The sequence below is a fragment of the Pseudoalteromonas sp. XMcav11-Q genome (assembly GCF_040104525.1).
Lineage (GTDB): Bacteria > Pseudomonadota > Gammaproteobacteria > Enterobacterales > Alteromonadaceae > Pseudoalteromonas.
On record NZ_JBECOX010000003.1, the window covers coordinates 15,198 to 28,216 of the forward strand.

A 13,019-nucleotide genomic window follows, 5' to 3' on the forward strand; every position below is an offset into this window, starting at 1 on the left:
CAATACTGCATGAATGCTTTAAGTGATGGACTTTTACTGGTAGATAGCAATTGGGATTTTAGCCAAGAACTCGTCGAGCATTTGCAAAATGTGCGCTCTAGCCAAGCCAGTAATATAATTATCGCAGGTGACAACACCAAACAAATGCTCAAGATGATGTTTAAAGAGCAAATAAAAGACTACTGTTATTGTGACTTTGACAATGAAATCAGCGTCTCTGAACTTGCCAGCTATTTGCACCGTCATCATAACATTAATGCTGTGCTGCTCTATTCTCTGGACTATCATTTAGCTACCGAGGAGCAGCGCTTTATTTTTGATTCTCTTCACCCACACCGGTTTTTAATCGAACAAACCCCGCAAGGTTTTCAGATCACTAAACAGCACTCACAAGCATTAATCAATCACTTATCTTGTCATCCGGATACCGCGGGCCTCCCCGACCCTGACTTGATGCTTGCTAAGCTCACCGGGTTACTTTGCGGTAAAGCTAAAGTGGCAGGATGATGTAGACTAACCGTGCGCGAGCGCTTACCATTGCCACAAAACAGCAACTGAATAATCGAATTATGCGTATTCCACATATTTATCAAGACTCGCCTTTGGCCATTGGTGTGCCAGTTACTTTGGACGATGACGCCGCAGGACACATAGGCCGAGTGCTTAGAATGACAACCAAAGATAAAGTCAGCCTGTTCAACGGACAGGGCGGCGAGTACCTATGTCAATTAAGTGAAGTTGGGAAAAAGAAAGTCGTTGCTGTACCTGAATCATTTGAAGACAAAAATGTAGAATCCCCACTTGCCATACATCTTGGGCAAGGGATTTCTCGCGGTGATAAAATGGACTTCACAATTCAAAAGTCGGTAGAGCTGGGTGTGAGCGAAATCACCCCTTTGTTTACCACACGCTGTGGCGTTAAATTAAGTGGCGAGCGTCTAGCAAAAAAACACCAGCAATGGCAAAAGATAGCAATTGCCGCGGCCGAGCAATCCGGACGTAATACCATCACTATTATTAACCCACCGATGGAGTTGTCTGAATGGCTTGCACAGCAAAGCGACGAGTTAAAAATCACACTGCACCCTCGCGCCGAACATTCAATAAAAACACTGCCGTATAGTCAGTCTGGGATCCGCTTTTTAGTGGGGCCTGAAGGCGGCTTTACCGATGAAGAGCTCGATGCTACCGCTCAACAGCGGTTTGTTGATGTCCGTTTAGGCCCACGTGTACTTCGTACAGAAACCGCAGCTCTCACGGTACTGAGTGCACTACAGCTGCAATTTGGCGATTTAGCACTTTAAATACACAGAGCAACCCCCATATCATGGGTAAACTCAGCAAGCGCAATGGGAGCGTCTATGACGATTAAATTAGGGATCATTTCCGATCCAATCAGTGGCTTTAACATTAAAAAAGACACCGGGTTTGCCATGATGCTGGCGGCACAGCAGCGCGGCTATGAATTGTATTACATGGAAATGAATGACCTTTTCTTGTACCAAGGCGTTGCCAAAGCGACCGCGGCAAAAGCGCAGGTATTTGACGATACTTCCCATTGGTATGAACTAGCTGAGAAACAAGAAATCGATTTGGGCGACCTTGACGTTATTTTAATGCGTAAAGATCCGCCTTTTGACACTGAATATATTTACGCCACTTATATTCTTGAGCGCGCTGAACTTGCGGGTTCGCTTGTGGTAAATAAACCACAAAGTCTGCGCGACGCCAATGAAAAGCTCTTTACGGCGTGGTTTAGTGAGCATACTCCAGATACTTTGGTTACGCGTAATCAATCACAAATTCGCGAGTTTTTAGCTAAACATGGCGATATCATTCTCAAGCCTTTAGATGGGATGGGCGGCGCGTCTATTTTTAGAGTGAAACAAGATGATGTAAATATTGGCGTGATCTGCGAAACACTTACCGAGCATGGTTCTCGCTATGCGATGGCGCAAAACTATATTCCAGCCATTAAAGACGGTGATAAGCGCGTGTTAGTGGTAGATGGTGAAGTGATGCCGTACTGCTTGGCTCGCATTCCACAAGGCGGTGAAACTCGTGGTAATCTCGCGGCAGGCGGCCGTGGTGAAGCAAGACCTATTAGCGAATCGGACCGTAAAATTGCCGAAGCCATTGCCCCAACGTTAAAGGCAAAGGGCCTAATATTCGTTGGCCTAGATATCATTGGCGATAAGCTCACCGAAATCAACGTCACCGCACCAACTTGCGTAAAAGAAATTGAAGCGGCGTATGACATTTCAATTATGGATAAGTTTTATGATGCGATCGAGCGAAAACTCGACCATACTAAAAACTAACCATTAAGGGGGTCTGGTTATGAAATCACTCGCTAATCACTTTTTAGTGGCAATGCCCAGCATGGACGACCCTTTTTTCAATCATACGGTAACCTATCTTTGTGAACACAGCGAAGATGGCGCGATGGGGTTGGTGGTAAACCACCCTATCGATATCACCGTGGGCGAATTGCTTGATCAAATTGATATCGATAACGACAAATCTAGCCAAGCGGCTAAGGTAAATATCTACGCAGGTGGGCCTGTTCATACCGACAGAGGCTTTGTATTACATACGCCAAAGTTTGGTTACGCCTCAAGCCAAGAGCTTAGTTCCGAAATTATGATCACCACATCAAAAGATGTTTTAGCCTCTTTAACGTCATCACACTCTCCCGAAGGATTTATCATCACCTTGGGCTACGCCGGATGGGTAAGTGGTCAGCTAGAGAAAGAACTGAAAGAAAACACTTGGTTAGTCGTCGAGGCTGACCCCGAAATCATATTTAATACGCCACCCGAAAAGCGTTGGGAAAAAGCAGTGCAAATGCTTGGTTTCGACGTTGCACAATTAAGCTCGCAAGCAGGTCATGCGTAACTAGCCTGTCATTTTGAGCTTAGGTTAATAAACGAAGTATTCATGGAAAACAAAAAAGAAAAAGCGCCTAAAGGTAAACGTAGCGTCATCGGGTTTGACTTTGGCACTAAAAGTATCGGCTTGGCTATCGGCCAAGAAATCACCGCAACCGCATCAAGTTTAGGTGCCGTAAAGGCAAATGATGGCATTCCAAATTGGGATGACATCGCGGTATTTATTAACGAATGGCAACCTGATTTATTGGTGGTTGGCTTACCACTGAATATGGATGGTACCAATCAAGATTTAACATTCAGGGCAAAAAAGTTTGCCAACCGCCTGCATAACCACTTCCGGTTGCCGGTAGAAACACAAGATGAGCGCTTGACGACAGCTGACGCCAGAGCACGCTTATTTGAACAAGGTGGCTATAAGAACCTCGCAAAAGGTAAGGTAGACGGCATGTCCGCTTGTATCATTCTCGAAAGCTACTTTGAAGCAATGTGGGAATAGCCTGCCTAACTCTTGGGCCTGTTGAGCTTTATTTTCCACCAAGTGAATTGATATTTATACACGGCGTAGTCGGTGTAGCAATAACACACTAAAAATATCAATCTAGCGCCGACCTTTAATATCAAAAATTCAGTACTGATATTAAAGGTACGGCTAACTATAAAAGTCCATCATATTTAACGGACTCTCAACGCTTTCAATCACCAGCAGTAAGGCAACTCTTATTCCTCTAAACACTATGGTGAAATCGCCGTTTTTGTACAGCTAGCAAAGCAACTCTAGCCACGAATAGTGTATGAATGACTAGCGGATCTCCTGTACGGGGTTTACGACTTGGTACTTCTTCAAATCAGGTATTAACCCTGCTTGCTGATACGCGCTAGTGATCCGGCCTTGCTCACGCAGTATTGCAAGGCCTTTTTGTAATGCAGCAAACGCTCGTTCACCTTCTGGGTGCAGCCGAGACACCGCAAAGTGCCTGCTGTCGTTTAACAGCACGACTAGATGCTCATTAGCAATGAGCTCAACATCTTCCAAAACAAAGCGATTATCTAGCTTCGGCATAAGCGGCATCAACATAAAGTCGACCCAACCTTTGCTCACCATACGCGCTTGTGACATCCAATCGGGTTCAGCATGAAGCTGTTTAAGCGGAAGTGACTCCAAGGTTTGCCAATCAGTCTGCCACTTAGGGTTCGATACCGAAGTTAACTGAGTGAGCCCTTGCTCCGCTTTTAGCTGCTTTACTTTTTGATTATCTATCCCGTGATAAATACCAGCAAAATACTGACCTTTTTGAATAACGGGCTCACTGATGAAAAGCAGCCGACCTTTATTTTCAAGGTCTGCTTTCCAATAACTATCAAAGTGAAGTAGTTGTTCCCCTTTTTCAAGCAAATTGGATTCACGAAAACTGACAAAACCTGGCGTAAAAATAAATGCTTTGTCGAAGCCACCTTTTTGCAAGGCTTGCTGTGCTATCACCATATCGACAACATCACGGCGTAAATACTGGCCACTAAAATCGGTAATTTTTGTGACGTCGCGCTCACCAACAAAACGTTGATAATCTGCGAGGACATCATCTCTAATAAAAACATTAAGTGCTTCGCTGGCATTAAGTACACCAGCAAAGCTCAGCACGAAAGTGAAAAATAGGTAGCTGCGTTTAGTTCTTCGAATCCAACCCATCTACCGTAACCCCTTGTAGGAAGCCCGCACCTTTTTGTTCATTATTTTGCAGCTTGATCATCAAGCGCAGATCGTTTGGCGAGTCAGCATGATGTAGTGCGTCGGCATAGTTGATCCGCTGCTGCTTATAAAGCTCAAACAACGCTTGATCAAAGGTTTGCATGCCCATGTCTTTCGATTTTGCCATTGCCTCTTTAATCGAGCCAATATCGCCTTTTTTAATAAGCTCGGCAACGAGTGGGGAGTTCAGTAACACTTCAATGGCCGCCTCTCGACCTTCGCCTTTTGAAGAAGGCACTAGTTGTTGCGCCACAATAGCGCGCAAGTTCAGCGCCAAATCGTACTTCAGTTTATCGTGCTTTTCTTTGGGGACTAAGTGCATGATACGGTCGATGGCTTGGTTAGCATTATTGGCGTGCAAGGTTGCAACGCATAAATGCCCCGTTTCAGCAAAGCTCAGTGCATACTCCATGGTTTCTTGCGAGCGAATTTCACCAATTAAAATAACATCTGGCGCTTGGCGTAATGAACTTTTTAAGGCAGATTCAAAACTGTCAGTATCAATGCCCACCTCACGCTGAGTAATGATGCTTTTTTGGTGTTGATGCACAAATTCGATGGGATCTTCAATGGTCAAAATATGGCCACGTTGGTTACGATTACGATAACCGAGCAGTGCTGCAAGCGAAGTTGACTTACCCGTGCCCGTACCACCTACAAATAACACCAAGCCACGTTTGGACATGATTACATCGGTCAGTACCGACGGCAAACCTAGCTCATTGACATCAGGAATAGCAGTAACGATACGGCGGATAACCATGCCCGCACAATCCCGTTGCCAAAATGCTGAAACACGAAAACGCCCGATATCGTTAGCAATCGCAAAGTTGCACTCTTTAGTGTTAAAGAATTCTTGCTTTTGCTTGTCGCTCATAATCGAGGTAACAAGATTCAGTGACTGCGCGGCATCCAGTCTTTCTTCACTTAAGGCTCTAAGTTCGCCATCGATTTTGGCGCTCACCGCAAGCCCTGCCGAAACGAATAAGTCGGATGCTTGCTGATTGGCCATCGTTTGCAAAAACGGTTCTATATTCATCGCTACACCACTACTTAATAGCCGCTATTAAACTGATTTTTGTCATGCGCTTTTGCACGCGCATCTTGCTGTGTGATCAAACCACGGTTTAATAAATTTGTAAGGCATTGATCCATGGTCTGCATACCGTGCATTGCACCAGTTTGAATTGCCGAATACATCTGTGCAATCTTGTCTTCACGAATAAGGTTACGAATAGCAGGGATCCCGAGCATGATTTCATGCGCTGCGATTCGCCCGCCGCCAACTTTTTTCACCAACGTTTGTGAAATCACCGCTTGTAGCGACTCTGACAGCATAGATCGCACCATGTCTTTTTCTTCACCTGGGAACACATCCACAATACGGTCGATGGTTTTTGGTGCTGAGGTAGTATGCAAAGTACCAAATACTAAGTGGCCTGTTTCCGCGGCAGTTAGCGCTAAACGAATGGTCTCAAGATCACGTAATTCACCAACTAAAATAACGTCAGGGTCTTCACGGAGTGCACTTCTCAGCGCCGCGTTAAAGCTGTGTGTGTCTCTATGTACTTCACGTTGGTTAATAAGGCTTTGCTTGTTGTCGTGAACAAATTCTATCGGGTCTTCGATGGTTAGAATATGGTGATGTTTGTTGTTATTAATATAATCCACCATCGCAGCCAGGGTGGTTGATTTACCAGAACCTGTCGGGCCGGTTACCAATACTAAGCCACGTGGGTTGTCGGAAATTTTGGTAAAAATGTCTGGTGCCCCCAAATCATCTAAGCTCAGCACTTGATTTGGAATGGTACGGAACACCGCAGCAGGACCACGATTTGAATTAAAGGCGTTAACACGAAAACGCGCCAGATTTGGCACTTCGAACGAGAAATCTACCTCAAGGTTTTGCTCATAGTCACGACGTTGATTATCATTCATAATATCGTAGATGAGGCTGCTGACGTCTTTTGCTTCTAACGGCGGGATATTCACCCGACGTACGTCCCCGTCAACACGTATCATAGGGGAAACACCCGAAGAAAGGTGTAGGTCAGATGCTTTGTGTTGAACACTAAAAGCCAATAATTCTGTAATATCCATTTATAACTCCACAATGAGCACTAGTACTATATGGTTACAATAGCAGAACGCTTAGATAACGCCTACGGCAGGATAGAAAAAGCCAAACAAAACTGTCAATTCAGCGAAACAGTACAATTACTCGCGGTTTCTAAAACCAAACCTATCGCCGATATTGAGGCTGCAATTGCGGCAGGTCAAACCCAATTCGGTGAATCTTACGTACAAGAAGCGGTTGATAAAGTTGCCTATTTTAAACAAAACAAAGCGCTTGAATGGCACTTTATTGGTCCAATCCAGTCCAATAAATCAAGATTAGTCGCCGAAAACTTTCATTGGGTACAAAGCGTGGATAGAGAGAAAATCGCACGCAGGCTAAATGAGCAAAGACCAACAAACTTGAAGCCACTCAAGGTGCTATTGCAGGTCAATATTAGCGGTGATGACAACAAATCAGGTTGTCATCCCAATGAGGTTGATACGCTCGCGCAATTTATTAATGACTGTCGTCAATTGGAGCTTCGTGGCTTGATGACTATCACTGAGCAAACCGATGATAAACAAAAGCAATTACAATATTTCCAGCAAATGCGCGCTTGCTTTGATAGACTAAAGGACCAATATCAACAGCTAGATACCTTATCGATGGGAATGAGTGGCGATTTAGACACTGCGATTGCAGCAGGTTCCACTATGGTTCGCATTGGTACTGATATTTTTGGCAAACGACAGTGAGGTGAATAACACAATGTCAAACAAGACAATTGCATTTATTGGAACGGGAAATATGAGCTATGCCATTATCGGTGGCATGATCAAAAGTGGCTTTGACGCGCAGTCTATTATTGCCACCAACCGCAATGCAGAGAAACTTGCCAAAGTCGCAGAGCAATTATCGGTAAAAACAACACAAGATAATCTAGAAGCAGTCGCCGCGGCTGACGTCATTGTCTTGTCTGTAAAACCACAGATGATGGCCGAGCTGTGTCAGACCTTTCAAGATGCAGATATTGATATTAGCAATAAACTGTTTATCTCTGTCGCCGCCGGAATTACCGTTGCACGACTGAGAGAAATGCTCGGCCAACCGGTAAAAATGGTGCGCTGTATGCCTAACACGCCATCGTTGCTTGGACGCGGTGTGTCTGGCTTGTATGGCGTCGACATCAGCGATGAAGAAAAAGACTATGTTGAGCAAGTATTTTCATCCACAGGTATTGCCCTGTGGCTTGATGAAGAGTCGAAAATCAACGACGTTATTGCGGTAACAGGTTCGTCTCCAGCGTATTTCTTCTTATTTATGGAAGCCATTGAAGAAAAGGCTAAAGCCCTAGGTTTTAGTCCTGAGGAAGCCAGAAAGCTTGTGCAGCAAACTGCGCTAGGCGCGGCTGAAATGGCATTATCGCAACCTGAAATTAGCATTGCTCAGCTACGCGCTAACGTCACCTCTAAAGGTGGCACAACCCACGCAGCCGTTGAGTATTTAAAAGCACAGCAATTACCAAAAACCGTAGCGGACGCGATGGATGCATGTATCGCGCGCGCTGAAGCAATGGAAAAAGAAATCTAAAGGTGACCAATGAATGCCATGCAATTTTTAGTCGGGATCGTATTTGATCTATTTTTAATGGTCGTATTACTACGATTCTGGTTGCAGCTTGTCAAAGCGGACTTTTATAACCCGCTAAGCCAAGCGGTTGTTAAAGCAACCTCTTTTGCCGTGAACCCGCTGAGAAAAATCATTCCGGGTGTGGGCGGTTTAGATCTTGCCTCTTTGGTGCTGGCATTCATGATTGGTTTTGCCAAAATGGCGACGCTGATGGCGTTATTCGGTGGTTACTTTGACGCTTTAGGCGCGCTGATTGGTGGCGCTATTACGGTAGTAAAAGAAGCATTTAGTCTGGTGTTCTGGATCCTTATTATTCGTGCCATTTTAAGTTGGGTAGCGCAAGGCTACAATCCAGTCGCCGCCGTGTTCGAGCAATTAACAGAGCCGATGCTAAGACCTATTCGTAAAGTGATCCCACCGCTAGGCGGACTGGACTTATCTATTTTAGTCCTAATTATCGGCATGCAATTTTTGCAGATTCTAATGATGGATTTACTGAGATAGGAGCATCCCAATGAAACCATTTATTATTGTGTTAATGATGCTGCTTGCACCGGGCGTATTCGCTCAAGATGAACAAGGCGGCCAATTTAAAGACTTAGGTCCTTGGGAAGTGCATTATATCGCCTTCCCGTCTACCTTTGTTCAGCCCACAATTGCAAAAGCGTATGGCTTAATTCGTAGTGGTAACAAAGCGATTGTGAATATCTCGGTCTTGGCCGACAAGCCAGGAAAACCAGCAGTTAAGGCACGCGTTGCAGGTAGCGCCAAAAACTTACTTGGTAAAACCGTACAGCTAGAGTTTAAAGAAGTCGTAGAAGGTGAGGCAATATACTATCTTGCCCAATTAGATTACGACGATGAAGATATTTTTCGTTTCGACATTGAGATCAGTGAAGGTAAGCAAAGCCGCAAACTCACGTTCTCACAAAAGTTTTATGTAGAGTAGAGAAAATATGTCAAATAAAGTGGTACTTGCCACGGGTAACCAAGGTAAAGTCAAAGAGCTTAGCGCGATGCTAAATCAGTATGACATTGAGGTATTACCGCAAAGTGATTTCAAGGTGCCAGAGGTTGCAGAAACCGGCACGACCTTTGTGGAAAACGCCATTATCAAGGCACGTCATGCAGCTAAGATTTCTGGCTTGCCTGCCATTGCCGATGACTCAGGCCTTGAGGTAGACGCGTTAAACGGCGCACCTGGAGTATATTCAGCGCGTTATGCTGGCGCAAACGCCGACGACCAAAAAAATATTGATCACTTACTCGCAGCGCTTGGTGAACAAACTGAGCGCAGCGCCCGTTTTTGGTGTGTTCTAGTTTATATGCGCCACGCTGACGACCCAACGCCGATTATTTGTCAGGCGAGTTGGGAAGGTGAAATCACCACAACGCAACAAGGCCGAGAAGGGTTTGGTTACGACCCAATCTTTAAGGTACAAGGTTTAGACTGCACATCAGCAGAGCTAACCAAGGAAGAAAAAAACGCAATCAGCCACAGAGGACAGGCACTTAAACAACTCGTCAGTCACTTTCAAGGCCTCGCGTGAAACTACCTCCATTAAGTCTTTATGTGCACGTACCTTGGTGCGTGCAAAAGTGTCCTTACTGTGATTTCAACAGCCATGGTAAAAAGGGCGATATCCCTGAAACGGAATATATTCAACATTTGCTCAACGATATCAAAGCCGATCTTCACTATGTTCAGGGCCGTAAACTCAGTAGTATTTTTATTGGCGGTGGCACCCCTAGTCTGCTTTCAGGTGAAGCGTACCGCTATTTACTCAGTGAAATTGAGGCGCTAATTGGTTTTGAGGATGACATTGAAGTCACTTTAGAAGCAAATCCAGGTACAGTTGAGACAGATCGTTTTAAGCATTATGTCGCGGCTGGCATCAATCGTATTTCGATAGGTGTACAAAGCTTACAACAGGAAAAGCTTACTCAACTTGGTCGTATTCATGGCGAGCAAGAAGCGCTAAATGCCGCTCAAGAAGCACATCAAGCAGGGTTAAATAGCTTTAATCTTGATTTGATGCATGGTCTTCCTAATCAATCGGTTAGCGACGCCTTAAGTGATTTAGAAAAAGCCATTGCAATGGCACCGCCACACCTTTCTTGGTATCAATTAACCATTGAGCCAAATACGCAGTTTGCCTCTAAGCCTCCGGTTTTACCTGAGGATGAAACACTGTGGGACATCCAAGAACAAGGTCAGGCATTACTTGCGGAGCACGGCTACCAGCAATATGAGATCTCAGGCTATGCCAAAGCGGGATTTCAATGTCGACATAACTTGAATTATTGGCAATTTGGCGATTATCTTGGGATCGGCTGTGGTGCGCATGGCAAAATCACTTTGCCTGAGCAGCAACAGATCTTAAGAACCGTAAAGGTAAAACACCCTCGTGGCTATATGGATCTGAGTAAACCCTATTTGTATGAGCAGTGGCATGTTGCAAGCGATGACAGACCATTTGAGTTTTTTATGAATGTGTTCCGTTTAAAAACTGCCGCATCAAAACAACAGTTTATTGACTACACTGGTCTTGAACTTAGCGCTATTGCAACGCAAATTGCTGAGGCCGTAGATAAGGGTTTGATTGAGGAAACCAACGATTCATGGCTAGTTACAAATAAAGGCCACCGATACCTCAACGATCTGCTAGAGTTATTTGTTTAATATAGAAATTATGCGGGTGATATTCACTGCAACCCGCATGAAAACCGCCATTCGGCAACATATAATAAAAGGGTATAAAATGCGTAAATTAACCATTTTAGCAGCAGCGGTAAGCGTCGCGCTTTTTGCTGGCTGTCAACAAACCACACACTCTCCAGCACCTGCTCCAAAAGCTGAACAACAAGTCGTAAAAAGTGAAGTAGAAAAGGCAAACGCACTTTTTGAAGCGTCGTTTACCCGTGGCGTAATGCGTAGCCCAGTTTACCAAACTTATATGGGTATCAAACAAGACTACGACAAGTGGGATGACGGCAGCGAAGCGCGCCAACTTGAAGATCTTGAACTGACGAAACAAGACTTAACTGCGCTTAATGCAATTGATCGAAATAAGCTAGATGCCAATACGCAAGTGAGCTACGACTTATTCAAGCAAGGTCTTGAAAACACCATTGCAGATTTTAAATGGCGTTATCACTCATATCCGGTAAATCAGATGTATGGTACACACTCAATGGTGCCTGCATTTTTAATCAACCAGCACCAAATTACCGATGTCAAAGATGCCAAAGCGTATATTTCACGCTTAAACGGTGTACCGGCTGTATTTGATCAGCTCATCGTTGACTTAAAAGCGCGTGCAGATAAAGGTATTATTGCACCAAAATTCGTTTTCCCTCACGTCATTGAATCAAGTGAAAATATCATCAAAGGTGCGCCATTTGCTGCGGGTGACGACTCAACGTTACTGGCTGACTTCAAACGCAAAGTAGCAACACTTGAAGTCAGTGAAGACGAGAAATCAGCGCTGGTAAAAGAAGCAACAGATGCGCTAACAACAGCAGTAAAGCCTGCTTATAACAAGTTGATTGGTTACCTACATAAACTTGAGAAAAAAGCAGACAAACGTGACGGTGCGTGGAAATTCCCTAACGGCGAAAAATTTTATAATAACGCCCTAGCACGTACGACAACCACATCGTTAAGCGCTGAAGAAATTCACGAAATCGGTTTATCTGAAGTGGCGCGTATTCATGACGAAATGCGAGCAATCAAAGAGAAAGTGGGCTTCAAAGGCGATTTAAAAGCCTTTATGGAGTTCATGAAAACCGACAAACAGTTTTACCTTCCCAATACAGAAGCTGGTAAGGCACAATATTTAGCCGAAGCCAAAGCGATGATCGATAATATGAAGTCACGCTTGGATGAGCTGTTTATCGTTAAGCCAAAAGCGGACATGATAGTAAAACGCGTAGAGGCATTCCGCGAAAAATCTGCAGGTAAAGCTTTCTACCAGCAACCCGCGCCTGACGGCTCACGTCCTGGTGTTTACTATGCAAACCTTTACGACATGGAAGCGATGCCAACTTACCAAATGGAAGCCTTGGCTTATCACGAAGGTATTCCAGGTCACCACATGCAGATCGCGATTGCTCAAGAGCTAGAAGATATGCCTAAATTCCGTAAGTTTGGTGGCTACACTGCATACATCGAAGGCTGGGGCTTATATTCTGAACTTGTACCAAAAGAAATGGGTTTATACGAAGACCCCTATTCAGACTTTGGTCGCTTAGCGATGGAATTATGGCGTGCATGCCGCTTAGTGGTAGATACTGGGATCCACGCAATGAAGTGGACACGTCAAGAAGGTATTGATTACTACGTAAACAACACACCAAATGCTAAGTCAGACGCAGTGAAGATGGTAGAGCGCCATATTGTTATGCCTTCACAAGCCACTGCGTACAAAGTGGGGATGTTGAAGATCCTAGAACTTCGTGAAGCCGCTAAGAAAGAACTAGGCGATAAGTTTGATATTCGTGAGTTCCACGACATCGTACTGAAAAATGGCCCAGTTCCACTAAACGTGCTTGAATCATTTGTTGATGAGTGGGTCGCGAGCAAAAAAGGCTAACTCCTACTGCCAATGAACCGAATAAAAGCCAGCACGATCAGTCATGCTGGCTTTTTTACTTTATTTACCTTACATAAGCTGTATTCAGATAAGCA

General features: G+C 44.6%; 15 protein-coding genes. 12 read left to right on the top strand and 3 right to left on the bottom strand.

What is annotated here, in order from left to right:
* The first annotated feature begins 9 nt into the window (after positions 1–9).
* From ABMY45_RS05680 to ruvX, 5 genes are all read left to right on the top strand, one after another.
* Positions 10–507: a hypothetical protein gene (locus ABMY45_RS05680; RefSeq protein ID WP_010607708.1), complete on the top strand. Its 498-nt coding sequence runs from the start codon at positions 10–12 to the stop codon at positions 505–507.
* A gap of 62 nt (positions 508–569) precedes the next feature.
* The gene (rsmE, locus tag ABMY45_RS05685) at positions 570–1,304 is read left to right on the top strand and encodes a 16S rRNA (uracil(1498)-N(3))-methyltransferase (RefSeq protein WP_010607709.1); all 735 of its coding nucleotides are present in this window, start codon (positions 570–572) and stop codon (positions 1,302–1,304) included.
* A gap of 57 nt (positions 1,305–1,361) precedes the next feature.
* On the top strand, positions 1,362–2,321 hold the full coding sequence (gene gshB / locus ABMY45_RS05690) for a glutathione synthase (RefSeq protein ID WP_174170323.1): 960 nt from the start codon (positions 1,362–1,364) through the stop codon (positions 2,319–2,321).
* Between the two features lie 19 nt (positions 2,322–2,340).
* Positions 2,341–2,898 (top strand): YqgE/AlgH family protein, encoded by a 558-nt coding sequence (locus ABMY45_RS05695; RefSeq protein WP_010607710.1) that lies wholly within the window; start codon positions 2,341–2,343, stop codon positions 2,896–2,898.
* A 42-nt stretch (positions 2,899–2,940) separates the two neighbouring features.
* Positions 2,941–3,390, top strand: coding sequence for a Holliday junction resolvase RuvX (ruvX, locus tag ABMY45_RS05700; protein ID WP_211867894.1), 450 nt, complete (start codon positions 2,941–2,943; stop codon positions 3,388–3,390).
* 303 nt (positions 3,391–3,693) lie between these two features.
* Here the strand turns inward: ruvX and ABMY45_RS05705 are convergent, their stop codons facing one another.
* The 3 genes from ABMY45_RS05705 to ABMY45_RS05715 are packed head-to-tail and all read right to left on the bottom strand — an operon-like array spanning position 3,694 to position 6,741.
* The gene (locus ABMY45_RS05705; RefSeq protein ID WP_349288570.1) at positions 3,694–4,581 is read right to left on the bottom strand and encodes a hypothetical protein; all 888 of its coding nucleotides are present in this window, start codon (positions 4,579–4,581) and stop codon (positions 3,694–3,696) included.
* Entirely contained in the window at positions 4,559–5,680 is a 1,122-nt protein-coding gene (locus ABMY45_RS05710) for a PilT/PilU family type 4a pilus ATPase (protein ID WP_174170325.1), read from the bottom strand. The genes ABMY45_RS05705 and ABMY45_RS05710 overlap by 23 nt, the downstream gene beginning before the upstream one ends.
* 14 nt (positions 5,681–5,694) lie before the next feature.
* The gene (locus ABMY45_RS05715) at positions 5,695–6,741 is read right to left on the bottom strand and encodes a type IV pilus twitching motility protein PilT (RefSeq protein WP_010379026.1); all 1,047 of its coding nucleotides are present in this window, start codon (positions 6,739–6,741) and stop codon (positions 5,695–5,697) included.
* Between the two features lie 30 nt (positions 6,742–6,771).
* Here ABMY45_RS05715 and ABMY45_RS05720 point away from each other — a divergent pair, with 30 nt between their 5' ends.
* The 7 genes from ABMY45_RS05720 (at position 6,772) to ABMY45_RS05750 (ending at position 12,924) form a co-directional block, all read left to right on the top strand.
* On the top strand, positions 6,772–7,455 hold the full coding sequence (locus ABMY45_RS05720; protein WP_010607714.1) for a YggS family pyridoxal phosphate-dependent enzyme: 684 nt from the start codon (positions 6,772–6,774) through the stop codon (positions 7,453–7,455).
* Between the two features lie 13 nt (positions 7,456–7,468).
* Complete coding sequence (gene proC / locus ABMY45_RS05725; RefSeq protein WP_174170326.1) at positions 7,469–8,290, top strand: pyrroline-5-carboxylate reductase; 822 nt, start codon at positions 7,469–7,471, stop codon at positions 8,288–8,290.
* Between the two features lie 9 nt (positions 8,291–8,299).
* Entirely contained in the window at positions 8,300–8,833 is a 534-nt protein-coding gene (locus ABMY45_RS05730; protein WP_010607716.1) for a YggT family protein, read from the top strand.
* Positions 8,834–8,843: 10 nt separating this feature from the next.
* The gene (locus ABMY45_RS05735; RefSeq protein WP_010607717.1) at positions 8,844–9,278 is read left to right on the top strand and encodes a DUF4426 domain-containing protein; all 435 of its coding nucleotides are present in this window, start codon (positions 8,844–8,846) and stop codon (positions 9,276–9,278) included.
* Positions 9,279–9,285: 7 nt separating this feature from the next.
* Complete coding sequence (locus tag ABMY45_RS05740) at positions 9,286–9,879, top strand: XTP/dITP diphosphatase (protein WP_193522438.1); 594 nt, start codon at positions 9,286–9,288, stop codon at positions 9,877–9,879.
* Positions 9,876–11,012: a radical SAM family heme chaperone HemW gene (gene hemW / locus ABMY45_RS05745; protein ID WP_206471376.1), complete on the top strand. Its 1,137-nt coding sequence runs from the start codon at positions 9,876–9,878 to the stop codon at positions 11,010–11,012. The genes ABMY45_RS05740 and hemW overlap by 4 nt, the downstream gene beginning before the upstream one ends.
* Before the next feature lie 79 nt (positions 11,013–11,091).
* Positions 11,092–12,924 (top strand): DUF885 domain-containing protein, encoded by a 1,833-nt coding sequence (locus ABMY45_RS05750; RefSeq protein WP_010607720.1) that lies wholly within the window; start codon positions 11,092–11,094, stop codon positions 12,922–12,924.
* The last annotated feature ends 95 nt before the right edge of the window (positions 12,925–13,019 follow it).

Bases quoted from the DNA above. Each gene is read 5' to 3' on its own strand.
- ABMY45_RS05680 (WP_010607708.1), top strand. From the start codon at position 10: ATGAATGCTTTAAGTGATGGACTTTTACTGGTAGATAGCAATTGGGAT.
- rsmE (WP_010607709.1), top strand. From the start codon at position 570: ATGCGTATTCCACATATTTATCAAGACTCGCCTTTGGCCATTGGTGTG.
- gshB (WP_174170323.1), top strand. From the start codon at position 1,362: ATGACGATTAAATTAGGGATCATTTCCGATCCAATCAGTGGCTTTAAC.
- ABMY45_RS05695 (WP_010607710.1), top strand. From the start codon at position 2,341: ATGAAATCACTCGCTAATCACTTTTTAGTGGCAATGCCCAGCATGGAC.
- ruvX (WP_211867894.1), top strand. From the start codon at position 2,941: ATGGAAAACAAAAAAGAAAAAGCGCCTAAAGGTAAACGTAGCGTCATC.
- ABMY45_RS05705 (WP_349288570.1), bottom strand. From the start codon at position 4,581: ATGGGTTGGATTCGAAGAACTAAACGCAGCTACCTATTTTTCACTTTC.
- ABMY45_RS05710 (WP_174170325.1), bottom strand. From the start codon at position 5,680: ATGAATATAGAACCGTTTTTGCAAACGATGGCCAATCAGCAAGCATCC.
- ABMY45_RS05715 (WP_010379026.1), bottom strand. From the start codon at position 6,741: ATGGATATTACAGAATTATTGGCTTTTAGTGTTCAACACAAAGCATCT.
- ABMY45_RS05720 (WP_010607714.1), top strand. From the start codon at position 6,772: ATGGTTACAATAGCAGAACGCTTAGATAACGCCTACGGCAGGATAGAA.
- proC (WP_174170326.1), top strand. From the start codon at position 7,469: ATGTCAAACAAGACAATTGCATTTATTGGAACGGGAAATATGAGCTAT.
- ABMY45_RS05730 (WP_010607716.1), top strand. From the start codon at position 8,300: ATGAATGCCATGCAATTTTTAGTCGGGATCGTATTTGATCTATTTTTA.
- ABMY45_RS05735 (WP_010607717.1), top strand. From the start codon at position 8,844: ATGAAACCATTTATTATTGTGTTAATGATGCTGCTTGCACCGGGCGTA.
- ABMY45_RS05740 (WP_193522438.1), top strand. From the start codon at position 9,286: ATGTCAAATAAAGTGGTACTTGCCACGGGTAACCAAGGTAAAGTCAAA.
- ABMY45_RS05750 (WP_010607720.1), top strand. From the start codon at position 11,092: ATGCGTAAATTAACCATTTTAGCAGCAGCGGTAAGCGTCGCGCTTTTT.